General features: G+C 58.7%; 29 protein-coding genes. 5 read left to right on the forward strand and 24 right to left on the reverse strand.

The window, feature by feature from the left end:
• Positions 1-97 precede the first annotated feature (97 nt).
• Positions 98-1,288, forward strand: coding sequence for an osmoprotectant NAGGN system M42 family peptidase (locus BMY54_RS18455; protein ID WP_077574040.1), 1,191 nt, complete (start codon positions 98-100; stop codon positions 1,286-1,288).
• A 166-nt stretch (positions 1,289-1,454) separates the two neighbouring features.
• Positions 1,455-1,682: a YheU family protein gene (locus BMY54_RS18460; RefSeq protein WP_003199186.1), complete on the forward strand. Its 228-nt coding sequence runs from the start codon at positions 1,455-1,457 to the stop codon at positions 1,680-1,682.
• Between the two features lie 5 nt (positions 1,683-1,687).
• On the opposite strand, the gene csrA is transcribed toward BMY54_RS18460, so the two are convergent.
• The 3 genes from csrA to BMY54_RS18475 all read right to left on the reverse strand — a co-directional run bounded on the left by csrA (position 1,688) and on the right by BMY54_RS18475 (position 3,220).
• The gene (gene csrA / locus BMY54_RS18465; RefSeq protein ID WP_016985988.1) at positions 1,688-1,873 is read right to left on the reverse strand and encodes a carbon storage regulator CsrA; all 186 of its coding nucleotides are present in this window, start codon (positions 1,871-1,873) and stop codon (positions 1,688-1,690) included.
• A 135-nt stretch (positions 1,874-2,008) separates the two neighbouring features.
• Positions 2,009-2,341 (reverse strand): YnfA family protein, encoded by a 333-nt coding sequence (locus BMY54_RS18470; RefSeq protein WP_016985989.1) that lies wholly within the window; start codon positions 2,339-2,341, stop codon positions 2,009-2,011.
• A gap of 63 nt (positions 2,342-2,404) precedes the next feature.
• Complete coding sequence (locus BMY54_RS18475) at positions 2,405-3,220, reverse strand: SDR family oxidoreductase (protein WP_093435347.1); 816 nt, start codon at positions 3,218-3,220, stop codon at positions 2,405-2,407.
• A gap of 323 nt (positions 3,221-3,543) precedes the next feature.
• Here BMY54_RS18475 and BMY54_RS18480 point away from each other — a divergent pair, with 323 nt between their 5' ends.
• Positions 3,544-3,702 carry a DUF3309 family protein gene (locus BMY54_RS18480; RefSeq protein WP_175559632.1) on the forward strand — a complete coding sequence of 53 codons (159 nt, stop codon included), beginning with the start codon at positions 3,544-3,546 and terminating at the stop codon, positions 3,700-3,702.
• A gap of 76 nt (positions 3,703-3,778) precedes the next feature.
• On the opposite strand, the gene BMY54_RS18485 is transcribed toward BMY54_RS18480, so the two are convergent.
• The 10 genes from BMY54_RS18485 to BMY54_RS18530 all read right to left on the reverse strand — a co-directional run bounded on the left by BMY54_RS18485 (position 3,779) and on the right by BMY54_RS18530 (position 13,202).
• Positions 3,779-5,872 carry an LTA synthase family protein gene (locus tag BMY54_RS18485; protein ID WP_093435350.1) on the reverse strand — a complete coding sequence of 698 codons (2,094 nt, stop codon included), beginning with the start codon at positions 5,870-5,872 and terminating at the stop codon, positions 3,779-3,781.
• Between the two features lie 314 nt (positions 5,873-6,186).
• Complete coding sequence (locus BMY54_RS18490) at positions 6,187-6,792, reverse strand: START domain-containing protein (RefSeq protein WP_016985992.1); 606 nt, start codon at positions 6,790-6,792, stop codon at positions 6,187-6,189.
• Positions 6,793-6,833: 41 nt separating this feature from the next.
• Positions 6,834-7,088 (reverse strand): YkgJ family cysteine cluster protein, encoded by a 255-nt coding sequence (locus tag BMY54_RS18495; RefSeq protein ID WP_007908349.1) that lies wholly within the window; start codon positions 7,086-7,088, stop codon positions 6,834-6,836.
• 166 nt (positions 7,089-7,254) lie between these two features.
• Positions 7,255-7,725 (reverse strand): translation initiation factor 2, encoded by a 471-nt coding sequence (locus BMY54_RS18500; protein ID WP_093435540.1) that lies wholly within the window; start codon positions 7,723-7,725, stop codon positions 7,255-7,257.
• A gap of 79 nt (positions 7,726-7,804) precedes the next feature.
• Positions 7,805-9,244, reverse strand: coding sequence for an aminotransferase-like domain-containing protein (locus tag BMY54_RS18505; RefSeq protein ID WP_016985994.1), 1,440 nt, complete (start codon positions 9,242-9,244; stop codon positions 7,805-7,807).
• Positions 9,245-9,445: 201 nt separating this feature from the next.
• Positions 9,446-10,258: an OmpA family protein gene (locus tag BMY54_RS18510; protein ID WP_093435353.1), complete on the reverse strand. Its 813-nt coding sequence runs from the start codon at positions 10,256-10,258 to the stop codon at positions 9,446-9,448.
• Complete coding sequence (locus BMY54_RS18515) at positions 10,255-10,611, reverse strand: DUF4398 domain-containing protein (protein ID WP_093435356.1); 357 nt, start codon at positions 10,609-10,611, stop codon at positions 10,255-10,257. The genes BMY54_RS18510 and BMY54_RS18515 overlap by 4 nt, the downstream gene beginning before the upstream one ends.
• A gap of 9 nt (positions 10,612-10,620) precedes the next feature.
• Positions 10,621-11,442 carry a substrate-binding periplasmic protein gene (locus BMY54_RS18520; RefSeq protein WP_093435358.1) on the reverse strand — a complete coding sequence of 274 codons (822 nt, stop codon included), beginning with the start codon at positions 11,440-11,442 and terminating at the stop codon, positions 10,621-10,623.
• A gap of 80 nt (positions 11,443-11,522) precedes the next feature.
• Positions 11,523-12,452, reverse strand: a complete 930-nt coding sequence (locus BMY54_RS18525; protein ID WP_093435361.1) for an electron transfer flavoprotein subunit alpha/FixB family protein — start codon at positions 12,450-12,452, stop codon at positions 11,523-11,525.
• A complete protein-coding gene (locus BMY54_RS18530; protein ID WP_007908338.1) occupies positions 12,453-13,202 on the reverse strand; it encodes an electron transfer flavoprotein subunit beta/FixA family protein in 750 nt (249 codons plus the stop codon).
• A 548-nt stretch (positions 13,203-13,750) separates the two neighbouring features.
• Here BMY54_RS18530 and BMY54_RS18535 point away from each other — a divergent pair.
• Positions 13,751-15,415: an electron transfer flavoprotein-ubiquinone oxidoreductase gene (locus tag BMY54_RS18535; RefSeq protein ID WP_016985998.1), complete on the forward strand. Its 1,665-nt coding sequence runs from the start codon at positions 13,751-13,753 to the stop codon at positions 15,413-15,415.
• A gap of 184 nt (positions 15,416-15,599) precedes the next feature.
• Here BMY54_RS18535 and BMY54_RS18540 read toward each other — a convergent pair whose 3' ends face one another.
• Entirely contained in the window at positions 15,600-16,490 is an 891-nt protein-coding gene (locus BMY54_RS18540) for an AraC family transcriptional regulator (RefSeq protein WP_093435363.1), read from the reverse strand.
• A 192-nt stretch (positions 16,491-16,682) separates the two neighbouring features.
• On the opposite strand from BMY54_RS18540, the gene BMY54_RS18545 reads away from it, so the two are divergent.
• On the forward strand, positions 16,683-17,735 hold the full coding sequence (locus BMY54_RS18545; protein ID WP_093435364.1) for an NAD(P)-dependent alcohol dehydrogenase: 1,053 nt from the start codon (positions 16,683-16,685) through the stop codon (positions 17,733-17,735).
• On the opposite strand, the gene BMY54_RS18550 is transcribed toward BMY54_RS18545, so the two are convergent.
• The 10 genes from BMY54_RS18550 to BMY54_RS18600 form a co-directional block, all read right to left on the reverse strand.
• Positions 17,732-18,535, reverse strand: a complete 804-nt coding sequence (locus BMY54_RS18550; RefSeq protein ID WP_093435365.1) for an IclR family transcriptional regulator — start codon at positions 18,533-18,535, stop codon at positions 17,732-17,734. The two genes, BMY54_RS18545 and BMY54_RS18550, sit on opposite strands and share 4 nt — an antisense overlap.
• A 61-nt stretch (positions 18,536-18,596) precedes the next feature.
• Positions 18,597-19,907, reverse strand: coding sequence for an MFS transporter (locus BMY54_RS18555; protein WP_093435366.1), 1,311 nt, complete (start codon positions 19,905-19,907; stop codon positions 18,597-18,599).
• Between the two features lie 181 nt (positions 19,908-20,088).
• Positions 20,089-21,237 (reverse strand): galactonate dehydratase, encoded by a 1,149-nt coding sequence (gene dgoD, locus BMY54_RS18565; protein ID WP_007908327.1) that lies wholly within the window; start codon positions 21,235-21,237, stop codon positions 20,089-20,091.
• Between the two features lie 47 nt (positions 21,238-21,284).
• The gene (locus BMY54_RS18570; RefSeq protein WP_093435368.1) at positions 21,285-21,905 is read right to left on the reverse strand and encodes a 2-dehydro-3-deoxy-6-phosphogalactonate aldolase; all 621 of its coding nucleotides are present in this window, start codon (positions 21,903-21,905) and stop codon (positions 21,285-21,287) included.
• Positions 21,906-21,924: 19 nt separating this feature from the next.
• Positions 21,925-22,914, reverse strand: coding sequence for a 2-dehydro-3-deoxygalactonokinase (locus tag BMY54_RS18575; RefSeq protein ID WP_093435369.1), 990 nt, complete (start codon positions 22,912-22,914; stop codon positions 21,925-21,927).
• A gap of 154 nt (positions 22,915-23,068) precedes the next feature.
• Entirely contained in the window at positions 23,069-23,590 is a 522-nt protein-coding gene (locus BMY54_RS18580; RefSeq protein ID WP_093435370.1) for a hypothetical protein, read from the reverse strand.
• 1 nt (position 23,591) lies between these two features.
• Positions 23,592-24,320, reverse strand: coding sequence for an alpha/beta hydrolase family protein (locus BMY54_RS18585; RefSeq protein ID WP_093435371.1), 729 nt, complete (start codon positions 24,318-24,320; stop codon positions 23,592-23,594).
• 5 nt (positions 24,321-24,325) lie between these two features.
• A complete protein-coding gene (locus BMY54_RS18590) occupies positions 24,326-24,820 on the reverse strand; it encodes a PAAR domain-containing protein (RefSeq protein WP_093435374.1) in 495 nt (164 codons plus the stop codon).
• Positions 24,817-25,479: a hypothetical protein gene (locus BMY54_RS18595; protein WP_093435377.1), complete on the reverse strand. Its 663-nt coding sequence runs from the start codon at positions 25,477-25,479 to the stop codon at positions 24,817-24,819. The genes BMY54_RS18590 and BMY54_RS18595 overlap by 4 nt, the downstream gene beginning before the upstream one ends.
• A gap of 159 nt (positions 25,480-25,638) precedes the next feature.
• Positions 25,639-26,118 (reverse strand): GNAT family N-acetyltransferase, encoded by a 480-nt coding sequence (locus BMY54_RS18600; protein WP_093435380.1) that lies wholly within the window; start codon positions 26,116-26,118, stop codon positions 25,639-25,641.
• Positions 26,119-26,121 lie beyond the last annotated feature (3 nt).

The following is a 26,121-nucleotide window of genomic DNA, read 5'->3' on the forward strand; positions in this document are numbered from 1 at the left end:
GGACGCTCTGCGTCCACTCTTGGGACGCAGAGCGTCCCCGGCTGCATTCCCACGCAGAGCGTGGGAACGATCAGTGCTCAACCCATCAGGAGTTTCCATGACCACGCAAATCCCCGAACCGGATCTCAACTACCTGCAAAAAGTCCTGCTGGAAATGCTCGCCATTCCCAGCCCCACCGGGTTTACCGACACCATCGTGCGTTACGTCGCCGAGCGTCTGGAAGAGCTCGGCATTCCCTTTGAAATGACTCGACGCGGTACCATTCGCGCCACGCTCAAAGGCAAGAAGAACAGCCCCGACCGCGCCGTTTCCGCGCACCTGGACACCATCGGCGCCGCCGTTCGTGCGATCAAGGACAACGGCCGCCTGACCCTCGCCCCGGTTGGCTGCTGGTCGAGCCGCTTTGCCGAGGGCAGCCGCGTCAGCCTGTTTACCGACAACGGCGTGATTCGCGGCAGTGTCTTGCCGTTGATGGCGTCCGGGCATGCCTTCAACACTGCCGTTGATGAAATGCCGATCAGTTGGGATCACGTCGAACTGCGTCTGGATGCCTACTGTGCGACCAAGGCTGACTGCGATTCGCTGGGCATCAGCATCGGCGACGTGGTGGCATTCGATCCGCTGCCGGAATTCACCGAAAGCGGTCACATCAGCGCCCGTCACCTCGATGACAAGGCCGGCGTTGCGGCGCTGCTCGCGGCACTCAAAGCCATCGTCGACAGCGGCCAGGAGCTGATGATCGACTGCCACCCGCTGTTCACCATCACCGAGGAAACCGGCAGCGGCGCGGCGGCGGCGCTGCCGTGGGACGTCAGCGAATTCGTCGGCATCGACATCGCGCCGGTCGCTCCCGGCCAGCACTCCAGCGAGCATGCGGTGAGTGTGGCGATGCAGGATTCTGGCGGCCCGTACGATTATCACCTGTCGCGACATTTGCTGCGTCTGGCCGGTGAAAACGAACTGCCGGTGCGCCGCGACCTGTTCCGCTATTACTTCAGCGATGCGCACTCGGCGGTGACCGCCGGCCACGACATCCGCACCGCCCTGCTCGCGTTTGGCTGCGATGCGACCCATGGTTATGAGCGCACGCACATCGACAGTCTGGCGGCGTTGAGTCGTTTGCTGGGCGCTTACATTCTGAGCCCGCCGGTGTTCGCCAGCGATGCGGCGCCAGCGAATGCTTCACTGGATCGCTTCAGTCATCAGATTGAGCATGACACACAGATGGAGAGCGATACGCGAGTACCGTCGGTGGACAGTCTGGTGGGCCAGCGTTCCGACAGTTAAATCTTTGTTGGCAGAACCATCGCCTTCGCGAGCAGGCTCCCACATTTGGAATGCGTTCCCCTGTAGGAGTGAGCCTGCTCGCGATGAGGTCGGTACAGGCAACACAAAACTGGCAGGCAACCCGCAATCGCCGTAGCATCCCGCCATTGATTCAGCCGAGGTGCCCATGCTTATTCCCCACGACCAACTTGAAGTCGACACCCTCACCCGCCTCATCGAGGATTTCGTCACCCGCGACGGTACCGACAACGGTGATGACACGCCGCTGGAAACCCGCGTGCTGCGCGTGCGTCAGGCATTGACCAAAGGCCAGGCGCTAATCGTCTTCGACCCGGAAAGCGAGCAGTGCCAGTTGATGCTCAAGCACGACGTGCCCAAGCATCTGTTCGACTGAAATCCTCAGCGAACTTTCTGCGTGGCTTGCTTGCGCTGAATCCGCTCATAGACCTCCGCGCGGTGCACGTTGACCTTTTGTGGCGCCTCGACGCCAAATCGCACGCTGGCACCGTTCACTGACAGAACGCGCAAGGTGATGTCATCACCGATTGAAATCAACTCACCAACGACACGGCTGAGTACAAGCATGAGATTCGTCCTTCAGGGTTAGCGAACCCTGAAGATGCGCGGCTTGCCGCGCCTCTTCAATGCACGGCGAGCAAATCAGTCTTGCCTTACACCCATGATCGCCCCGAGCTGTCAGACACTTCCCACAAAAGCTCTTCAGGCAGCAGAAAAGCGTGGCCCGAACAGAATCACGCTGGCGCCGATCACGCACAGCGCCACGCCGATCCAGTCCGAACCCAAGGGACGCACGCGCTCGACCACCATCAGCCAGCCAATCGAAGTGACAATGTAGATGCCGCCATAAGCGGCGTAGGCACGACCGGCATAGTTGGCTTCAACACGGGTCAGCAACAGTGCGAACAGGGTCAGGCTGAGCAGCGCAGGAATCACCCACAAGGCACTTTTGCCCTGACGCAGCCACATGAAGAAGGCGAAACAACCGGCGATTTCAAACAGCGCCGCAAGAAAGAACCACAGGTAATTGAGCATTGATGCGTCTCGACAAGGTGACCAGTGCGGCCACCCTAACGACGCTGTCTGCAACGGGCAAGGTCAGCCGTTGTTCTGTTTGGCTTTGGCGCGCATCTTCTCCGCCATTGAAGTCATTTCGTTGTAGAGCAGTTGCGGGTTCTTCTGCTTCAGCGCCCAGGCCATGCGCCCTTGTTCGTGGGGCAGGATCATGAACTCGCCAGCGGCGACTTGCTGATAGATGTAGTCAGCGATATCCGCCGCCGTAATTGGCGAACTTTCCAGCAACTTGCCGACCTGCGCTTTCATCGCCGGGGTCGGCCCACGGAACGAATCGAGCAAATTGGTCTGGAAGAACGAGGGGCAAACCACGTGCACACCGACTTCCTGCTGCGCCAGTTCGATCAGCAGACTTTCCGACAGTGCCACCACGCCGGCCTTGGCCACGTTGTAGTTGCTCATCGCCGGGCCTTGCATCAGTGCCGCCATGGAGGCGATGTTGATGATTTTGCCTTTGCTTTGTTCAAGCAGTGGCAGGAACGCCTTGCAGCCCTTGACCACGCCCATCAGGTTGATCGCGATCTGCCAGTCCCAGTCTTCCAGCGACAGTTCGCTGAAAAAGCCACCCGAGGCCACGCCGGCGTTGTTGACGATGATGTCGATGCCGCCGAGCTTTTCTTCACAGGCCTGAGCGAACGCGGTGAGCTGGCTGTAATCACGCACATCGCAGCGCTGGGTAAAACCGTCGCCACCGGCCTCGCGGACCATTTTCAGGGTTTCCTGCAGACCGGGTTCGCTGACGTCGGACAAGGCCAGTTGCCAGCCTTCACGGGCCCAGCGCAGCGCGATTTCGCGACCCAGGCCCGAGCCCGCACCAGTGATCATCATGCGATTTTGCATAGCAGACAGCCTTGTTGTTCCGGGGAAGATGCGCGGAGTGTAGCGAAGGATCGGCGCGCGCCCACGCTCCATCAAGTTGCTGAATGCAAGATCAAAAGATCGCAGCCTTCGGCAGCTCCTACTTGGATTCGTGTAGGCGCTGTCGAGTGAAACGAGGCTGCGATCTTTTCGCTGCAAAGGAAATAATCGAGCAATCCAAATACATTAAAAAAACATTGAATTTTCCTTCATGCGCACCGGTCGGAAATTGTAAGCCGTCTGGAATTACTTAGTCTCCAGTCGCCCTTGAATACCAAGACTTCTCGAACGCTATCAACAAGGAAATCAACATGGGCACAATTCTAATCATTATCCTGATCCTGTTGCTGATCGGTGGTCTGCCGGTCTTCCCGCACTCCAGAAGTTGGGGTTATGGTCCTTCGGGCATTATCGGCGTGGTGTTGGTGGTGCTGTTGGTACTGCTGTTACTCGGTCGGATATAACGCTTCAAGCGCAATAAAAAAGAGGCCCTGTTCAGGGCCTCTTTTTTATTGCGTGGATTTTACTGTCGGCAAGCGATCAATCAGGCTTGCCGTTGATGACACCGGCAGTGTTGTCCATCAGGCTTTTGGTCGCCGTTTGCAGGAACGCTTCGAGTTTGAGTTTCAACTCGGCAGTGCGCGGTGCATTCGGAACGATCTCGGCATGTGGATTGGCACCCAACTGGTATTGCCAGATCTTCGGCCCCATTTCCTTGTCCTTCGGCAGGACCAGAATCTGGTCGGCGGTGACGATGGCAGTGGTCTGCTCGCTGCCCGACGGCTTGATCACCCCGAAACCGGTGTCGCCTTCCGGCAGATTGAGCAGGTCACGGCCCCAGCACTGATGACGCACTTCGCCACCGAGACGGCCCATGATGGTCGGCACAATGTCGATCTGCGTCCCCACGGTGTGGTCACGGGTGCCGAACTTCTCCTGAATACCAGGCGCGATCATCAGCATCGGCACGTTGAAGCGGCCCAAGTCCATTTCGGTGATCTGGCGCTCGTTGCCGAAGCCGTGGTCGCCGACGATGACGAACAGGGTTTCCTTGAAGTACGGCTCTTTGCGCGCCTTCTCGAAGAACTGACCCAGCGCCCAGTCGGAGTAGCGCATGGCGGTCAAGTGTTCGTTGAGGCTGCCGCGATCGGTCACACGCTCGACCGGCAATGGCGTCGGCAAGGCGTATGGCGTGTGGTTGGACAGCGTTTGCAGCAAGGCATAGAACGGCTTGCCGTTTTCACGCTTCTTCAACTCGATCAGACCACGATCGAACATGTCCTGATCGGACACGCCCCAGGTCGGGTCGGAGAAGACCGGGTTGACGAAGTCGTTACGACCAACGAAGTTGGTCATGCCCTGGTTGCTGAAGAAGCCCGACTGGTTGTCCCAGGCGAAGTCGCCGTTGTACACGTAGACGTCGTCATACTTGCGCGCGCTGAGCAGCTGCGGCAGGCCGGAGAGCTTGTGGCTGCCTTCCGGGGTCTGCATCAGGTATTCGAAACCTGGCAGATTCGGGAAGCAGGCCATGGTCGCGAACATGCCCTGGTGGGTGTGCGTACCGTTGGAGAAGAAGCGGTCGAACAGCAGGCCTTCCTTTGACAGTTTGTCCAGGTATGGCGTGATGTTGCCCGGCGCACCCAGCGCACCGACCGAGTGACCGGCCATGCTTTCCATCAGGATCACGACAACGTTCTTGATCGGCAGGGTCTTGTCGGCCGGTGGCGTGTATTCACGGCGTACGGCGGCGATATCGGCATCGACCAGTTTGTCGTCCGGCATCAGCAGCATATCGCGCACGACCTTCTGCGCTTGCTCCTGCGGCAGTGTAGCTTTCCAGATGTTGTTGCGGTCTTCGCCCATACGGTCCTTGGCGGCCGCGATCAGCGACAGCGTGCCGTTGAGGCCGAGCTGGTTGGCGAAGTTGGAGTCGGTGGTGTACACGTCACCCCAGCGCAGTGGCGGGCCTTGACGCAAGGTGCCGCGGGCGGCAACTACACAGATCAACAGGCAGACCACGAACACCGCCAGACGGGTGTACCACGGTGCAACTTGACGGGTACCGACACTGCCACCGCTGAACGGGCCGCGCGGACGCGTGGCACGGTCGGCGCCTTTGAACGCGAGGGTTAGAATGACGGTGCCGATCACCCACGCGAGCAGGTAGCGCACCACCGGAAAACCGTACCAGAGCATGCTCATCACGGTTTTCGGGTCTTCTTTCACGTACTGGAACACCAGGCCGTTGAGGCGCTGGTGGAACTCGCGGTAGAAGTCCATCTCCATCAGGCCGAGGAACAGCGCGATGCTTGAGGCGATGGTCAGCCACAAGCGGAAGAAGCCGCGTGCGGCCATGGCGCGGGCACTGAACAGCGCCAGTACCAGCGGAATGCACACGTAAACCACCAGGCGCAGGTCGAAACGCAGGCCGTTGGCGAAGGCTTCGAGGAAGGTCGAAGCCGGGGTGTCGAGGATCATCTCGCGGTTGTAGACCAGCAGCGCGAGGCGCAGCACGGAAAACATCACCATCATGACCAGCGCGCAAAGCAGCGTGTAGGCCAGATGCGATTTGACGGTCGGTTGCAGCAGGCGAGCAGAAGATCGCTGCTGATTCAGGGCGTCCGGGTTTGCCATGTCGTTTTAGGACCCATTGGAAGTTGAAGTTGCAAAAATACAGCGGCGCCAGGCCCTCTATTGGTCATTCCAGACCCCGGGGCTTGCGCGGTGCGCAAATGTTGCACGATCACCCGCACCATTGCCATTGATTACTGCCCTGCCGCCCGACACTTTCATTTAGTGCAGCCGCGAACCGGGGCAGCGTGCAAACAGCGCGGGCGAATTGTCAGGAACACTTTGTGAAAATTTCGTGCAACGCATATCTGGAAACACAATATAGATACAAAACAAAACGCCCCGAATCGATCGGGGCGTTTTGTTGCAACGCGAGATTACTTCTCGGCGCGTTCTTTCAAGGCTTTGAGGGTATTGAACGGTGCATCGACGACAAACTTGTTGGCAATCATCGACGGCACGCTACCACCCGGCTCGGTATGCACCTGATAGGTCACTTCAACCTGATCACCTTTGGGTACGAATTTCCAGAAGCCTTTGACCTGCGCTACACGGACAAAGCCTTTCTCTTCCGGAATGTACTTGGGCAGACCTTCGAGGTTACGGGTCAGGCTGCCATCGGCGCCTTCAACGGTGGTGATGTGCAGCACCGAATCACGCGGGGTCACCGGCCAAGGCGTGTTGAACTGGGTGTAGGTCCAGCTCTGATCGCCCTCGTGCTTGAGCAGTTTCTGGGTCTTGCATTCGTGAATCCAGGCGCACGCGCCGGAGACGTCTTCCTGCAGTGCGCGCAGTTTGGCGACGGTGGTTTTCATCAGCGCAACGCCCTGGTAGGACTTGTAGTCCGAACCTGGCACTTCACTCAGGGACACCTTGATGCCGTCCTCGTTCTTGGCGACTTTCCAGTCTTCAGCCTGAGCGACGGAGGTAGCCAGCACAGCGGTCAAACCACACAACACAGCGATACGATGCAGCGAACCCATAGTCTTATTCCTTATTGTTGAAGTTCCGTTCGTTTGACACATCACGCCGCCGTCATCTGCTCCCACCAGCCAATCAGCCTGATCGCTTCTTCCGAGCTGCTGCCACAGACTTCGACATCCGCCGCGAAGCCGGAACAGACTGCCGGGCGCTCGGGGCGGCCGAAAATGCTGCACAGGTTTTCGACCGAGAGTTGCACGCAACGTTCGCCGGCAGGTTTGCCATCAGGCATGCCGGGAATTGGCGAACTGATGGAAGGGGCAATGCAGCAAGCGCCACAGCCTTCACGGCATTTCATGACGAACAATTCCTCGCGACGGGCGATGTGTAAAAGGGACGCGGAACAGAGTAACCGCTAAAACGGCTGTTTTAAATTCCCTGAACCGGGGTTTTTACCGATAACTGAATGTGACTGACCAGTCTCCGACAAAGCGTCTGGTCTGCGGGTCACAGATGGCCTGCAGTCACTGCTTGAATTCAAAATCCAGCGCAGCACCTTCGACTTCACGGCGCTCTTCGTTGCGCAGTTGCAACTGCATTTCGTTGCTGAGCAAACGTCCGTTGAGCTGGAAGCCGTTGTTCTTCTCGCCAAACATCTGCGGCAGGATCGGCTCGCGCTTGGGCAATTCAACCGTGCCCTTGGGCTTCAATTCCTCGACCATGTCCTTGGGCAGGCTCAAATCGAGTTTGGCCGACGGCAACTTGGTTTTTACCACTTCACTGGCGGGTTTCGATTTCGAGGCGACTGGCTTGCGCTTCTTGATGATTTTTTGCTGAGGTTTCTTCGCCGGAGTTGCCTTCTGCGCTGGCGTGTTTTTTTTCGCCGGGCTCATCGCCGCCGGTTTTTCCTGAGCCGCAGCGGCCACGACGCCAGGCGCATGACCGATCATCAGCAAACCCAGCAAAACCCAAGCGGCAGGAGCAATCGCTTTCATGAACCCAACAGTGGCAAACGGCAGATGGCCATATGCTCGCTTGTTGGGCGCCACAAGACAAGCATCAGCCACCGCTCGTTCAGAATCCGCCAGCGGTTTCCTGACACAGTTGCGTCGCCAGCAAGCCAAGGGTCATCAACGCCCGCTCCGCCTCGCGGTTCCACGGAATCCCGCAGTTCAGGCGAATACAGTGGTTGAACTGCTCGGTATTACTGAAGATCAGTCCCGGCGCAATGCTGATGCCCTGCTGCAGGGCGCGCACATGCAATTCCTGAGTATTCACCCTACCCGGCAAGCTCACCCAGAGGATGAAACCGCCCGTAGGCCGGGTCATTTGCGTGCCTTCGGGGAAGTACTGCTGCACCGCCAACTGGAACGCGCTGAGGTTTTTTCGGTATTCCTGGCGGATGTACCGTAAATGCCGGTCATAACCGCCGTTTTCCAGATAAGCGGCAATCGCCATCTGCGTCACGCTGCACGCCGAGTGGGTGCTGAAGGTCTGCAGGCGCTGGATTTCCTGCTGATATTTGCCAGCGATCATCCAGCCGATGCGCACACCGGGTGACAAGGTTTTGGAGAAGCTCGAACAGTAGATCACCCGATCCAGTCGGTCATAAGCCTTGAGCGCTTTGGTTTTGCCCTGCTCGAACATCAACTCGCCGTAGATGTCGTCTTCGACAATCTGGATGTCGAAGTCCGAGGCCAGACGCAGCAACTGTTTCTGCCGCTCTTCGGGCATGGTGCCGCCCAGCGGATTGCTCAGGCGCGTGGTCAGCACCAGCGCCTTGATCGACCATTGGTTGGCGGCCAGTTGCAAGGCTTCGAGGCTCATGCCAGTGGCCGGATCGCTAGGGATTTCGATGACCTTCAAGCCGAGCAGATCGGCCAATTGCAGCAAACCGTAATAGGTCGGTGATTCGGCGGCGATCAGATCGCCCGGCCGGGTCAGCACACGCAAAGACATCTGCAAGGCATCGACACAACCGTGGGTGATGACCACTTCCGACGGATCGACCACCACACCGGCGTCGCGCATGCGGATCGCCACTTGCCGGCGCAGCGGCTCAAAACCGGGGCTGAACATGTAGCTGAAAGCACGCGGACTATGGAAGCGGGTGACCTTGGCCAGTTGCTGATGCAGTGCGCGCACTGGCAGGTAATCGACACTCGGCACGGCCGCACCCAGCGGGAACACGCCTTCGCGGCGTGATTCGACCAGAACCTGTTGAATGATGCTGCTGCGGGTAACCAACCCCGGCCGCTCGACACGGGCGATGTCCGGCGTCGGCGCCGTCAGTGCCGGCGTCTGGTGCACGTAATAACCGGACTGCGGGCGCGCCCGAATCAGCCCCTGATCTTCGAGATTGGCGTAAGCCTGCAACACCGTCGCATGGCTGACGTTGAGCTGCGAACTCATCTTGCGCACCGAAGGCACGCGCTCCCCCGGTTGATAGACCCCACGGCGGATGTCTTCGGCCAGTTGCTGAGCAATACGTTGGTAGAGCAAGAGATTGGTCATGACGCAGCACTCGATTTCACGGGCATTTTATTCTTGTGTGAAACAATACCGGAACAGTTTAGAAGTGTACTGGGACAGTTGCCACATTACTCGACCATACAGTGCGGTGTCTGCCCCCTACTGTACGGATTGCGAGCCAATCGACAGACGTAAAAAAGCCCGGCACTGCATGACAGCCCGGGCTTTCCAGAGACGCAACCCTTAACGGGCGGCGCCGAGCTGGCCTTTTTCATCGGAGAAGACAATTTCAACCCGACGATTCTGTGCCCGCCCACGCTCGGAAGCGTTGGCGTCCACCGGGTATTCGTCGCCGTAGCCTTCGACCTGAATGCGTTTGTCGTCGATGCCCAGGTCCATCAACACGTCCGCCACCGATTGTGCGCGGTCACGGGACAGCTTGAGGTTCTCCTGTTTGCCGCCGGTGCTGTCGGTGTAGCCCTCGATGCGCACTACACGTTTGGGGTTCAGTTGCAGGAACTGGACGATTTTCAGCACAACACGGTTGGCCGAGTTTTTCAGCTCTGCTTCACCGGTGTCGAACAGTACATCGCCGAGGGTCATCACCAGACCACGGTCGGTCTGCGTGGTGGCCAGTGCAACGATCTGTTCTTCCAGCCACTTGCCCTGCTGCTGCACGCTAAGCAATTTCGATTCACGCAAGGCCAGTTGCAGGCGCTGGCGGTCCAGTTCGAGCTTGGCCGCGCGCTCCTCATTGAGCACCTGATTGGTATGCTCGCGGGCGATTTCGCTGTAGCGCTGGCTCAGGTAGGCGTAGTGCACAACATCGGAACCGCTGCCCCAATAGGTCGACAGGCGATCGGCACGAGCCAGGGACTCACCGGCGCGGATCACGTCTTTCGGCGCGATGCGCAGCACGTTGGAGTCTTCCTTGACCTTCTGGAAGTCGGCGCTGGCTTCTTGCAGAGCGGATTCGCTGTGTTGACCGGCGCAGCCGTACAGGCTGACGCAACCGGCGAGGATCAGGCCGCCTACAACTTTCGACTTGAGACTCATTGGGCATCTCCCAGTTGCTTGCGCAGACGGACGATACGGGTGTTAAGCACATTCACCTGTTCTTGACTTTTTTGCGTCAGCACTTTGGCTTCGGCCAGACGTGCATCCAGTTCAGCCTGCTCCGAACGCATACGCGCGTTCCGATAGGACTGGTCAGCCATGTTGCCTTTGGCGCGGTTGTACTTGGTTTCGGCCAGTTTCATTTCCGGCACTTCGTCGGCGGTGGCGCCAACAGCCTTGGCCTGGGTGATGGCTTGCTCGGTCAGGCGCATTTGTTCATTGGGTGCCGGATCGGTCGCGCAACCGGCCAGGGCCAGAACGGCCACAGCCGCGAAAAGAGGTCGAATACTCACTAAGAATCCCTACTGTTTTGGGGCACTGACGGGTTGTGGCGGCTGTTGCTGCTGCGCCTTCCAGCGCTCGATGTTGCGTTGCAGCGCGGCTTCCGTCAGTCCGGACGCGGGCAATTCTGTCATCTTTTTGGCCAACTGTCCGCGCAACCACGGATCGTTGCATGCCGAGTTATGCGAAACCGCGAGGAACAGCCCCGGCCGGTCGACCGGTTGCTCGAACACCAACAGGTCATTGGCCATACCCAATGCCTGCGCGGCGGCCATGCCCGAGTAGCGGCCGGCGAGTACATATTCCACTTCGCCCAAGAGCAGTTTCTGTAGCGCCTGAGTGAGGTTGGCTGTCCGGGTCAGGGTCAGATTCTGCTCGGCGAAAGTGCCAAATGCCTGGGTCATACGAGACTTTTCCGACAACGCACCGACGTGACCGTGCAGGTCTTTGGCCTCGCTGTAGACCAGCGTCGAGCCTTTGCGGGTCCACACCAGATAGTCGTTTTCCAGCAACGGCGGATGGATGTAGTCGAGGTTTTCCAGCTCATTGAGGGTCAGCGGCGCGTCGGCGAGCATGTCCATGCGCCCGCTGCGCACTTCATCGAGGGCTTGCGAACGTTTGCCGGCGTAGAGCAATTCGACTTTGATGCCGAGGTCTTTGGCGACTTGTTGCAGCAGATCAGCGCTGGCACCGATCAACTGCTTGGGATTCTGCGGGTCCTGCCACAGGTACGGCGGCGCATCCGGGCTACCGGTGACGACGAGGCGCTCGCATTTGCCAGTGGCCATCGCCAACCCCGGCAACAGGGCCAACCCCCACAACCATCCGCAACGCAGATCCATGGCAACACACTCCCACTCAAATCCGAGACAAAAAAAAGCCCGACCAACAGGCCGGGCTCTTTATAAGTGAAGCCGCTGGATTAGACCAGCTTCTCCAGCTCAGGGACGGCTTCGAACAGATCAGCCACGAGACCGTAATCGGCCACCTGGAAGATCGGCGCTTCTTCGTCCTTGTTGATCGCAACGATCACTTTGGAGTCTTTCATACCGGCCAAATGCTGGATCGCGCCGGAGATACCGACGGCGATGTACAGCTGTGGCGCAACGATCTTGCCGGTCTGACCGACTTGCATATCGTTCGGTACGAAACCTGCGTCGACGGCGGCGCGCGAAGCACCCACCGCAGCGCCCAGCTTGTCGGCCAGAGCGTACAGGTGCTTGAAGTTGTCGCCGTTCTGCATGCCGCGGCCGCCGGAAACGACGATCTTGGCAGCGGTCAGTTCCGGACGATCGGACTTGGCCAGTTCTTCGTTGACGAAGCTGGAAGTGCCGGCGTTGTGCGCAGCAGCAACGGCTTCAACAGCAGCCGAACCACCTTCAGCGGCAACCGGATCGAAACCGGTGGCACGCACGGTGATCACTTTGATCGCAGCGGTCGACTGCACGGTAGCGATAGCGTTACCGGCGTAGATCGGACGCTTGAACGTGTCAGCGCTTTCGACCGAGATGATCTCGGAGATCTGGTCAACGTCCAACTGCGCAGCAACGCGCGGCAGGATGTTTTTGCCGTTGGAGGTGGCGGCAGCCAGGATGTGGCTGTAACCAGCGCCCAGCTCAGCTACCAACGGAGCAACGTTTTCCGGCAGCTGATGCGCGTAAGCCGCGTTGTCAGCATTCAGGACTTTGCTCACGCCAGCGATTTTCGCTGCGGCTTCAGCCACGGCGCCAGCGCCTTGACCTGCAACCAGAACGTGGACGTCGCCGCCGATTTTGACCGCAGCAGCCACGGTGTTCAGTGTGGCCGGAGCCAGCACTTTGTTGTCGTGTTCAGCAATAACCAAGATAGTCATTTAGATTACCTTCGCTTCGTTTTTCAGTTTCTCAACCAATTCAGCTACCGACTTAACCTTGATGCCCGCGCTGCGTGCAGCCGGCGCTTCGACTTTCAGGGTCTTGTTGGTGGAGGCGGTGGAAACGCCCAAAGCGTCCGGAGTCAGCACTTCGAGAGGCTTCTTCTTGGCTTTCATGATGTTTGGCAGGGACGCGTAGCGCGGCTCGTTCAAACGCAGGTCGGTAGTGACGATTGCCGGCAGTTTCAGGGAAACCGTCTGCGCGCCGCCGTCGATTTCACGGGTCACGGCAACGCTGTCGCCGGAGACTTCGACTTTCGAGGCGAACGTGCCCTGACCGTAGCCGCTCAGTGCAGCAAGCATCTGGCCGGTCTGGTTGTTGTCGCTGTCGATCGCCTGTTTGCCGAGGATAACCAGTTGCGGCTGTTCCTTGTCGACCACAGCCTTGAGCAGCTTGGCCACGGCGAGCGAGGTCAGATCTTCAGCGGATTCGACGAGGATGGCACGGTCGGCACCCAGAGCCAGTGCGGTACGCAGTTGCTCCTGAGCGGTGGTCGGGCCGATGGAGACGACGACGATTTCAGTCGCAACACCTTTCTCTTTCAGGCGTACGGCTTCTTCCACTGCGATTTCGCAGAACGGGTTCATCGACATCTTGACGTTGGCGAGATCGACGCCGGAATTGTCCGCCTTGACGCGAACCTTGACGTTGTAATCCACAACGCGTTTGACAGCTACAAGAACCTTCATGGATTCCTCGTTACTCTCCGGTGAAAAGAAAGTCGCCTAGGCGAACCTGGCGGTTGATGCTCATCAGGCTAAAGGGCACCTCTAAAAACGCCGACTTGGGTGTCTGGTGGCTGCACAGTGTGAGGACCTGCGACCGTTCGTCAGGGGTGACCGACGAGTCATTGATCTTCACGCTGTGTAAACTGCGCGCCGGACTGCGCTGCGCATCACCTTCTACTGCCTGTGCCCTGTCTTTAGACGTGCTCTTGAAACCGCCAGTCTGCCTACGACGAGCGCAAAACCGCCCGTATCTTGACCGGAACGCCTATTCCGGTCAATACAGCAAAATGACCATTCATAAGCCGCGCTTCTTTGATTTCTCTGGGCTGGAGCCGATTCAAACAAACGTTTGTATTGGACGCTCGGAGTGGTGTAGATATAATGCGCCGCCTAGAGAGAAAGGTCGGTCTCCAATATTCCCCTTGACGTTAACGTAAAGGAATAGCGGATGCGACATCAAACCTCCAAATTAGAAAAAAAACTGTTGAGCCTTGAGTAGGAGATAGCCTGTGGAACGCGAATACATGGAATTCGACGTGGTCATCGTCGGTGCCGGCCCCGCTGGCCTGTCCGCCGCCTGCCGTCTAAAGCAGAAGGCCGCCGAAGCCGGTAAGGAAATCAGCGTCTGCGTGGTCGAAAAAGGCTCCGAAGTCGGCGCACACATCCTGTCCGGTGCCGTATTCGAACCACGCGCTCTGAACGAACTGTTCCCGGACTGGAAAGAACTTGGCGCTCCGCTGAACACGCCAGTGACCCGCGACGATATTTTCGTGCTGAAAAACGCCGAAAACGCGCAGAAGATTCCAGACTTCTTTGTGCCCAAGACCATGCACAACGAAGGCAACTACATTATTTCCCTCGGCAACCTGTGCCGCTGGCTCGCCCAGCAGGCCGAGAACCTTGGCGTGGAAATCTACCCGGGTTTCGCCGCTCAGGAAGCGCTGATCGACGAACAAGGCGTGGTGCGCGGGATCATCACTGGTGATCTGGGCGTCGACCGTGAAGGCAACCCGAAAGAAGGCCTGTACACCCCCGGCATGGAACTGCGTGGCAAGTACACGCTGTTCGCCGAAGGCTGCCGTGGCCACATCGGCAAGCAACTGATCAAGCGCTACAACCTCGACAGCGATGCCGACGCCCAGCACTACGGCATCGGCCTGAAAGAAATCTGGGAAATCGACCCGGCCAAACATCAGCCAGGCCTGGTGGTGCATACCGCCGGTTGGCCGCTGGACATAATGGGCACCGAAAACACCGGTGGCTCGTTCCTCTATCACCTGGAAAACAACCAGGTGGTGGTTGGTCTGATCGTTGACCTGTCCTACAGCAACACTTACCTGTCGCCGTTCGACGAGTTCCAGCGCCTCAAGCATCACCCGGTGCTGGCGCAGTACCTGGAAGGCGGCAAGCGCATCAGCTACGGCGCGCGCGCGATCTGCAAAGGTGGCCTGAACTCGCTGCCGAAAATGGTCTTCAAGGGCGGCGCGTTGATCGGTTGCGACCTCGGCACCCTGAACTTCGCCAAGATCAAGGGCAGCCACACCGCGATGAAGTCCGGCATGCTCGCCGCTGAATCGGTGGCTGACGCGCTGTTCGCGGAAAAGGACGGCACTGAAGAGCTGACCACTTACGTCGACGCGTTCAAGAAGAGCTGGCTCTACGACGAACTGTTCGCCAGCCGTAACTTCGGCCCGGCGATCCACAAGTTCGGCGCCATCGTTGGCGGCGGTTTCAACTGGCTGGACCAGAACATCTTCGGCGGCAAACTGCCGTTCACCCTGCACGACACCAAGCCGGACTACGCCTGCCTCAAGCTCGCCGCCGACTGCAAAAAGATCGACTACCCGAAACCCGACGGCAAACTCAGCTTCGACAAACTGAGCTCGGTGTTCATCTCCGGTACCAACCACGAAGAAGAGCAGCCGTGCCACCTGAAGCTGACCGACCCGAGCATCCCGATCAGCAAGAACCTGCCGCTGTACGACGAACCGGCGCAGCGCTACTGCCCGGCCGGTGTGTACGAAGTGATCACCAAGGAAGACGGCGAGAAGCGCTTCCAGATCAACGCGCAGAACTGCGTGCACTGCAAGACCTGTGACATCAAGGACCCTTCGCAGAACATCACCTGGGTCACGCCGGAAGGCGCTGGCGGCCCGACTTACCCAAATATGTAAGTCGAACCGCTGAACATCAAGGCTCCCGAATCGGGGGCCTTTTTGTTGCCCAAAACTCCTCTGACACCACAAAACAACTGTGGGAGCGAGCCTGCTCGCGAAAGCGGTGTGTCATATAAAAATGATGTCGACTGATGCACCGCATTCGCGAGCAGGCTCGCTCCCACAGGGGATTATCGTCTAATCAGGCAGCGCGTTCGTCACCCGGACTACGCTCAAAGTAACGCTTGTACTCGCGGCTGAATTGCGAAGTACTCTGATACCCCACCCGATGCGCCACCTGCGCCACACCCAGGCCTTCGGCGACCAACAACGTCTGCGCCTTCAGTAACCTCAGGCGCTTCAGATACTGCACCGGCGACAACAACGTGCTGCGTTTGAAATGCTCATGAAAGGTCGACACGCTCATGTTCGCGCAACCGGCCAGCGTTTCAACGTTCAACGGCTCGGTGTAATGCGCATGCAGATGACTGATCGACGCCGCCACCCGCGCGAATTGCCCTTGCTGCTCGACCAATGCCCGCAACACATCGGCCTGCGGCCCGCGCAACGCCACGAACAACAACTCACGCACCCGTGCCGGCCCGAGAATCTGGCATTCCAGCGGATCGTGCAGGCAACTGAGCAAACGCTCGACACAGCCGCGCATGTCATCGTCGAGCACCACCGAGGTCATCGACTCCGGCGTCTGCGCCGGGATATGCCGGCCCGGCGCCAGCCCCATGGCCAGCACCAGCTCACCGAGCAAGACCCGATCAATCGCCACCGACACCCCGAGCAACGGCGCATCCGGCAAGGCAAACGTCTCGCATTCGAACGGCACCGGCAGCGCCTGAATCAGATAGTGCCCGGCGCCGTACTCCATGGTGCGCGGCCCGAGAAACGCCAGTTTGCTGCCCTGGGCGATGATCATCAGGCTCGGTTCGTAAATGTGCGGGCCACGGGCAACGTCGCAACTGGCACGCAACACCTGCACACCCGGCAGCCCGGTCTGGCTGTAACCATCGCGCAGCGCCAGCGGTTCAATAAGCGAAACCAGCCGGGCATTGGCATCAAGATGACGGGTCAACTGCATCGAATTGCTCTTCACAAAAAATCACGAAAATAAGGGATGAAAGCATCATCGCAGATCCTTTTGCCAATGCGACCGATCAAACCCGCATGCCGGAGGATTAGGCATGAGACCCGGAGGAATCGTCATGGCCGGACCGACAGTCGGCGCCCAGAATGCGCCGCCTCACTTGTTCCTGCTTTTGCGAGGTTTCACATGTATACCGCCATCGGTTATGCCGCCCAATCGGCCACCACCCCCCTCGCCCCGATGAAATTCGAACGCCGCAGTCCTCGTGCCGACGACGTAGCGATCGAGATCCTTTATTGCGGCGTCTGCCACTCCGACATCCACCAGGCGCGCAACGAATGGGGTATCGCCGTTTACCCGCTGATGCCCGGCCACGAGATTGTCGGCAAAGTCACCGCCGTCGGTGCGAACGTCACCCGACACAAAGTAGGCGATCTGGTCGGCGTCGGCTGCATGGTCGACTCGTGCCGCACCTGTGAAGCCTGCCAGTCGAACCTTGAGCAATATTGCCTCGAAGGTCCGACCATGACCTATGCCACCCCGGACCGGGTCGACGGCAGCAACACCATGGGCGGTTATTCGGACAGCATCGTCGTCAGCGAACACTTCGTCGTGCGCATCCCGGAGAAACTGGCACTCGCCAGCGCCGCGCCGATTCTCTGTGCCGGCATCACCACCTACTCGCCGCTCAAGCACTACGGCGTCAAGGCCGGCGACAAGGTCGGGATTCTCGGCATGGGCGGTCTGGGCCACATGGGCATCAAGTTCGCAAAGGCCATGGGCGCCGAAGTCACGCTGTTCACCCGCTCGGCGAGCAAGGCTGAAGAAGGCCGTCGTCAGGGCGCCGATCATGTGATCGTCTCCACCGACGCCGAGCAGATGAAAGCGGCTGCCGGTTACTTCGACTTCCTGCTCGACACCATTCCGGTGCAGCACGATCTCAACCCGTACCTCGACACCCTGCGCTTCGACGGCGTGCACATTTTGGTCGGTCTGATCGAACCGATTGATCCACCGGTACATGCAGGCAAACTGGTGATGAGCCGTCGCGTGCTGGCCGGCTCGTTGATCGGTGGCGTCGCCGAAACCCAGGAAGTCCTGGATTTCTGCGCCGAGCACAACATCACCTGCGACATCGAAATGCTCGACATCCGCCAGATCAACGAGGCTTATGCGCGCATGATCGCTGGCGACGTGAAGTATCGTTTCGTGATCGACATGGCGACGCTCAAAGTTTAAATCTTTAGACCGAGTTCCGCCGAGAGCCGGGCTGTGACCCCTTTGATCAGGGGAATCAGCTCGGCCATTTTTTCCAGCGGCATGTACGGCACGGTGCTGGCGATACTGATCGCCGCCACGATGCCCTTACTCGCATCACGAATCGGCGCCGCCACGCAGCGGATCGACGGTTCGTTGTCCTCCAGATCGAATGCGTAGCCACCGGCGACGTACTCGGTCATGCGCTGTTCGAGCTGTTCCCACGACTGCTGGGGATGCTGCGGCCAGAACTGACTTTTCCCACCCGCCGGCAGGCTGATGTCGTACAGGCGCTGCCAATCTTTCGGCGAGTCATCGAGCATCAACGCCTTGCCAATCCCGGTGCGCGCCAGCGGCATGCGATGGCCGACCCGCGAACGCATTTCCGGGCCGTTGCGCCCCGGATTTTTCAGCAGATACAACACTTCATCGCCTTCGCGAATGCCCAAGTGCACGGTGTCACCAGTCAGCGCCGACAACTCGTCCAGATACGGCCCGGCCAGGGTCACCAGCGGCAACTCTTCACGCGCCTGGAAACCCAGCTCGATCAGCTTCGGTCCGAGCAGGTAACCGATTTGCGGCACCACGCGCAGATAGCGCTCATCCACCAGGCAACTGGCCAGACGATGGGTGGTGCTGCGCGTGGTGCCGATCAGCCGGGCGATCTCCTTGAGATCGCGAGCGCCACTGGCGACCGCTTGCACCACACCCAAGCCACGCAACAGCGTCTGGGTGCCGGTGGGCGCGGCGTCCTTGGTTTTTTCCGGGGCGTCTTCCTGCATATCCAGCCTTTTACCGTTGAGCGAGGGAACGGGCGGCATTATGGTCGCCCGACGCAGACCACTACAACTCGATACGCTCGACCTTGCCGACCAGCAGCACATAGGACAACGCACCGACCAAGGCGAGCACCGCGATGTAGGTGATCGCCGGCGCGAACGAATCGCCGCTGGCAAGGAAGCCAATCACGATCGGCGTGGCGATCGCCGACAGGTTGCCGATGAAGTTGAACACCCCGCCGGTCAGCCCGAGCAACCGTGCCGGCGCCAGCGTCGACACCAGCGACCAGGTGATCGAGGCCAGACCGTTGCCGAAAAATGCCAACGCCAGAAAGGCAATCACCAGCGGCGTCGATTCAACAAAATTGGCACCAATGATCGAAGTGGAAATCAGCAGCCCGCCAATGATCGGCAGCTTGCGCGCAAAACCAACCGTGCAGCCGCGACGGATCAGCAAGTCGGAAAAGAATCCCGAGCACAGCACGCCAATGAACGCAGCGAGAAACGGCAGCGATGCCAGCAGGCCGGACTTGATGAAGTCCATGCCGCGATATTTCACCAGATAGGTCGGGAACCACGTCAGGAAAAACCACAGTGTCGAGTTCAGGCAAAACTGGCCGAGGTAGATGCCCCACAATTTGCGCTTGGTCAGCACGATGCCCAAATCGGTCCAGCTGAATTTGGCTTTGACCTTGGCGGACTCTTGCTGAATATCGACCAGACCACCGCCCTCGCGGATCAAGTCGATTTCGGCTTCATTGGCGCCTTTGAAATCCCGTGGCTCACGATAGACCGCGTACCAGATCGCCGCCCAAATGATGCCGACGGCGCCGGTGGCGACGAACACCATGTGCCAGCCGAACTCATGTTGCAGCCAAGCGAGTACCGGAGTGAGAAATGCCAGGCCGACAAATTGTCCGGAGGTATAGAAGCCGATGGCCGTGGCACGCTCGCGCTCGGGGAACCAGGTGGTGACCACGCGACTGTTGATCGGATAAGCCGGCGCTTCCAGCGCACCGACCGCCATGCGCAACACGAACAGCGCAATGAAGCTGGCCGCGAAACCGAGCATCACCGTGGCAATCGACCACAGCAGCAACGCGACGCTGTAAAGAATGCGCGGCGGCACGCGATCGACCAGCCAGCCGCCGGGGATCTGCATGGCGGCGTAGGTCCAGCCGAATGCGGAAAAGATCAGACCGACGTGAATCGGATCGATGCCCAGCTCACTGGTCAGCGCCGGTGCGGCAATCGACAGGTTGCTGCGGTCGAGGTAGTTGATGACCACGGTGATAAACAGCAACACCATGATGAAAAACCGCTTGCGGCTAGGCGTGACTAAAGACGCCTGCCCGGTGAGGGTTTGCGGTTGCATGGGGAGAGCCTCTTTTTATGTTTATTGAGGTCGGCCTGAGGCCTTGCATCTGATCGTTCCCACGCTCCGCGTGGGAATGCAGCCCGGGACGCTCCGCGTCCCAAAAGCGGACGCAGAGCGTCCATTGAGGCATTCCCACGCAGAGCGTGGGAACGATCTCATCGGGTGTGTCAGGCAATACTCACCACTCGGCAAAACTGCCATCGGCATGACGCCAGATCGGGTTGCGCCAGCGGTGGCCAACGGCCGCACGCTCGATCACGTATTCCTCGTTGATCTCGATACCCAACCCCGGGCCGTTGGGGATCTTCACGAAACCTTTGTCGTAATCGAACACCCGTGGATCCTTCACGTAGTCGAGCAAATCGTTGCTCTCGTTGTAATGGATGCCCAGGCTTTGCTCCTGGATAAACGCGTTGTAACAAGCCGCGTCCAATTGCAAACACGCCGCCAGCGCAATCGGCCCCAGCGGGCAGTGCAGCGCCAGTGCCACGTCGTAGGCCTCGGCCATGTTGGCGATCTTGCGAGTTTCGGTGATGCCGCCCGCGTGGGAGGCATCCGGCTGGATGATGTCGACGTAGCCTTCGCTCAACACACGTTTAAAGTCCCAACGCGAAAACAGCCGTTCACCCAGAGCAATCGGCGTGCTGGTCAACGGTGCGAGCTCTTTCAGCGCTTCGTAGTTTTCGCTGAGTACCGGTTCTTCGATAAACATCAGTTTGTACGGGTCGAGTTCCTTCATCAGCACCTTGGCCATCGGCTTGTGCACGCGGCCATGGAAGTCGACACCGATGCCGACGTTCGGCCCGACCGCGTCACGTACGGCGGCGACGTTGGCCAGCGCCAGATCGACTTTCTCGAAGGTATCGAGGAACTGCAGTTCTTCGGTGCCGTTCATTTTCACTGCAGTGAAACCACGGCTCACCGCCTCTTTCGCCGCACGCGCGGTGTCGGCCGGACGGTCACCGCCGATCCACGAATACACGCGAATCTTGTCGCGCACCTGGCCACCGAGCAGATCACTCACCGACACCCCAAGCGCCTTGCCCTTGATGTCCCACAGCGCCTGATCGATACCGGCCAGCGCGCTCATGTGGATCGCGCCGCCACGGTAGAAACCGCCGCGATACAGGACGGTCCAGATGTCTTCGATATTGCGTGGGTCTTTGCCAATCAGGTAGTCGGACAATTCTTCAACGGCAGCCGCGACGGTATGCGCGCGCCCTTCAACCACGGGTTCGCCCCAACCGGTCACGCCTTCGTCGGTTTCGACTTTGAGGAAACACCAACGCGGCGGGACGATAAAGGTGGTGAGTTTGGTGATTTTCATCTTTTTTGTCTCTCTTGTAGATGCAGCGCACACAGCGCCAAAAAGTCTTAGCGAAGGGCCTTCCAAGCAGCCACGTAGGCCTTGGCGTTCACCGCTACTTGCTCCGGCGTTATGCCCGGTTTGAACAGCCCGGAACCGAGGCCGAAACCTTTTACACCGGCATCGATAAACGCCTGCATATTGTCCGGCGTGATGCCGCCGACCGGCGCCAGCACCGTTCCGGATGGCAACACCGCAAGCCAGGCTTTGACGACTGCCGGCCCCATCTGCTCAGCCGGAAACATCTTGAGAATGTCCGCGCCCTCCTCCAGTGCCGCGAAGGCCTCGGTCGGCGTGGCGACACCCGGCGACAGAAACAGCCCCGCCGCTTTTGCTGCGCGTAAAACCTTGGCGTCACTGTGCGGCATGACAATCACTTGGCCGCCGGCTTCTTTCACCAGCTCGACCTGTGCCGGGGTCAACACCGTGCCGGCACCGACCAGGCAATCGGCGGGCAGGGCCTTACGCAGGATGCGGATACTTTCGTACGGCGAAGGGGAATTGAGCGGTACTTCGATGACGCGAAATCCGGCGGCATACAGGACTTCTCCGACAGCGGCGGCTTCCTGCGGATGCAGGCCCCGCAGGATCGCGATCAGACCGTTTTGCGCCAGTGCTTGCTTGAGCATGTCAGGCCTCCAGTCAGGTTTAACGGAATGAGGTGTCGATCAGTCCGGCGGCCAGCGCCAGTTGCCACAAGCCACGCTCGGTGGCCTGCTCCGCCAGCGTCACGTTGGCGAAACCACAGGCATCGAGCGCACGGCTGTAGCGCGCACAGAGCTGCGCGTTGCCGATGAGGATGATCGAAGGAAGATTCGTGTTGTTGCGACGACGTCGCTGAACCGTGGCGAGCGCCGCCAGCTCATGGCCGATCATCAGGCCGGACAGATAATCGGCCTGCGCGGTCGGGCTGAGTTCGCCGGTCAGGCCTAAGGTACGGGCGCTGAACAACGTCGACAGCACTCCGAGTTCACCGTCCGCCGACTGCGCAATCTGCACACCACGGTCAAACGCCAGAGCATCGAACGTCGCGCCTTGCTTCAGGGTCCGGCCGAGGATGCTGTGTTCACTGAGCACGGCGAACACTTCGCCGGTCATAAACGTGTCGAAGTGAATGATGCAGCCATCGACCACATCCACCCATTTCGAGTGGCTGCCCGGCAGGCCGATCAACAGATCAGCGCCTGCCTCAATCGGCAGATTCTGCAGCACGCCAAGCACCTGGGTTTCTTCGCCGCGCATCACATTCGGCAGACGCGAACGTTGGATCACGCCCGGCACGATATGCACCACGGTGCCGCGCAGACTGATCAGTGTTTGTAGGGATTTTCCGAGATTGGCGACGTTCGCCGGCGTCTCGCAGTAGGCCGCTTCACGCCAGCCCTGTGCGCTGCCAACCATGCCACAGGCAATCACCGGCAGATCCGGCTGCACATCGAGCCAGTCGCCGCACGCCTCGTCGAACGCCAGTTCAAAACCATCGGCGCATTCGCGACCGTTGATGATTCGCGGGGTCTTGGGCAACTGCATAATCCCGGACGACAGCGCGCGCTGCTCCAGCACCACACCGTCCGCCGCGAGTTTGTAAGCACGTAATGAGGTCGTACCCCAGTCGAGCGCGATCAATTGCGCCAGCATCGCTTCACCTGTTTTGTTTTTGGCAGTGAGTGCGACGGACTATAGACCTCTCAGACGGTAAATCTCAATATGTAATTTTGCATCCCATATTTTGGGATGATTACATCTACCCAACCTCCTCGAACAGATCCGTGATTCACCGTTATCAATATCACTACTGACGCTCTATCGCCTGAACGAAAACACTGGCAGGAATATTCATCGATTTTGAGTAATACGGACCGTAAGCGTAGGCAGCTGTCCTGAACTTACATGCCACGACCTGACGCGCGCTCAATACCATCAACAGTTGTTTTTTATTGAAGTACGTACTCAGCGTTCCACCGTCCGGTGTATGCACCGCAGAGACCTCAGCCGAATACACATATGGCCCCGCAGCAGATTCATTTAATACCGCGACGACCTCCCCTTCGAGATACCGGGTCAGGTCCTGTTTTGTTTCGAAGAAGCCACTCTCATCCAATGAACAGATCAAGGCATTGCCGACCTGATGTTGGCCGGCATTGATCTCGAAGAATCGCAACAGATCAGTCATTGAACTGAAGCGAACATCCAGAAGAGCACTGTCTCCAGGCTTGGTAACAGAAACAAATTCAATTTCGGTCTCTGGTAATGGCACTCTTTTTGCGCACGAAGCACACAAACAAAGAACTAGAACTGCAAGCAACACTCGCATGTCAAGACTCCAGGTATTTGATCATTTTTTCAGCGATGAGATCACATGCGGACTGTTCGCCAAGAATCCTCGCCTTGAACATTACGCCTGCATCTTCGTGGTTGGTGTCTACCGCTTTATTGATATCAGGACCCGAGCTCATAACCCAGCGTTCTCCCATCTCGGCGACATCATCGGACTGATTGGGTTTCGCCGGTGCAGCCAATATATTGATCCAGTACTCTGCACCAGGCTTCGGGGTGGTGGCGTAAATGTCTGAAATCAGCCAGACACCCAGTCCGCCGCCCACAGGATCAAGCGTGACCAAGGACTTCACCGTAAATCCCTGTTCTTTGAGTATGGCTGTCAGATGAGCGCCGTTCCATCCTCCCAGACTGTGACCGACGATACTTATATAAATTGATTTATCACCTTTCAGATAACTCAGCACATACTTTTCTATGTCTTTCTTGCCGCGCACATCCTTATAACTAAGGTACACCGACTTTATTTTTCCAATTTGCGCGTCGCTGAATTTTTTAGGCAATAAAACCTGCGCACTGGTTACGTTACCGTGAGGTGGTTGATCTTGATAATACGGCTCCTTGTCTCCAGCCCCGCCAATGAAAAACACGACGATTTTTTTGATTTTGATTGCCACGGTTTTTACAGTCTGATCGGTTTTGCAAGTCAACTCGTGACTCACCACCTCGTTTTTGCAATCTTTGAGTGCAGGGTTTGCGACTTCCATTTCGATCACTCTACAAACAGTTTGATTGTTTCGGCCAAATGCGAGCTGACCATATGAGTAAAGCCCTGCTCATTGGTGATTCCGTGTTCCATGCTGCCATCGCCCCGTTGAATCACATAGGGATGATCGGGCACCGGCTCGCCAGTTGCTTCATTCACCACTTGCAACCTGTCCGTAAAATGCACCGGCATCGGCAACAGCCCACTAAACGCTGCCCCTCCGCCACTCTGGCCAATAATCACCGTCCCCGACCCACCGACCACGACATTGCCGTGGCCTCCGGTGCTATCGAGCGTGGCAGCATTCAGGCCGTTGATGAATACGGTGCCGGAAACGGCGCCGGTAATCGGGCTGCCACACGCCGATTTATCGGTCATGCGCGCAGCCGCGAGGCCGTCGAAGAAGACGTTCGGCGAGCCGGAGGCAATCGGGTTGGTGCCATGCCCTGGCAATGGGCAGGCGGTCGGGTCGGTGACGCGTGCAGCGGGTTTACCACTCAATTCAAAGCTCCTTGCTTCAGGGGTTCCGGGTGCGGCTGGTGGAGATCGACATCGGTCGCGGCGAAGCGCCAGCGGTTGTCGACGGGGTCGAACAGGGCGTGGCAGTGTTCACGGCTGTCGGGGGATGTAGCGATTTGCAGATGCTGCCAGGCTTGATCGACATGCCATGCCAGCTCGGCAGGCGTCGCGTCATCCAGCTCGTTGAGCCAGGCGTTGTAGTTGCGCAGGTGATTGCGTTCGTAAGTCGATTGCAGCAAATCGGCCATTTGTGCGCCGAGGTCGAGATGATGCTGGGCCGTCCACTGGCCGATCTCGGAATAGACGTACCAGCCCATCGGCATCAACCCGCCGTCCTTGAGCAGCGAATGCCCGGCAGGGGCGACGAAACCACAACAAATGTGCAGCGTCAGCCAACCTTGATGGGCGTCGATAAACGCCGTTGGATCGAAGGTGCGTAGCGGTATCACGCGGTAATCGGCGAGCCCGGCACTGCGCGTCATCAACTCGGCATCAAGGCGTGACACGAACGCACGAATCGCGCTGCCGCCCGTGCGGTTTGTCATGCAGAGAATGTCGACCGGTTGCCGCTTGGGGTTGTCGCTTGAGCCTGAGTTTTTCACCAGGCCATACAGACGCATTGTCGCCCGTAGTCCGCTCATCGCTGGTCACTCGTTGACGCAGCGAAGGCTCCACGGGCGTGGAGAAATTGTGCCAGAGGCATTGCAGGTGTCGTCCGTGAGCGCGCAAAAATGGCGCGTAGAATGCCGGACTAGAGCGTTGGCGACAATCGAATTAGTACCGCAATGCCATCATTGTGATCAGCCCTCGGCAAACTCACGCAGAACCTGGCCATCCATGCGGTAGCGCACCCACTCTTCCTGGGGTTGTGCGCCGAGGGATTTGTAGAATTCGATGGCCGGCGTGTTCCAGTCGAGCACGCTCCATTCGAAGCGGCCGCAGTCGTTATCGCAGGCGATTTTCGCCAAGTGACGCAACAAGGTTTTGCCAGCACCGCCGCCGCGTTGTTCGGGGGTGATGTAGAGGTCTTCGAGGTACAGGCAGTTGCTGCCGAGCCAGGTCGAATAGCTGAAGAAGAACACCGCGAAACCGATTGGCAAACCGTCGCGTAGGCAGATCAGGCCGTGGGCGGTGGCGCCTTCGCTGAACAGGCTGCGTTCGATGTCGGCAACGCTGGCGATGACTTCGTGACGGGCCTTTTCGAAATCGGCGAGTTCAGTGATGAAGGCGAGGATTTGCGGGGCATCGCTGGGGGTCGCCGGGCGGATTTCGATCGTCATGGA

It is taken from the genome of Pseudomonas sp. ok266 (assembly GCF_900110195.1).
In the GTDB taxonomy this organism is placed as follows: Bacteria; Pseudomonadota; Gammaproteobacteria; order Pseudomonadales; family Pseudomonadaceae; genus Aquipseudomonas; species Aquipseudomonas neuropathica.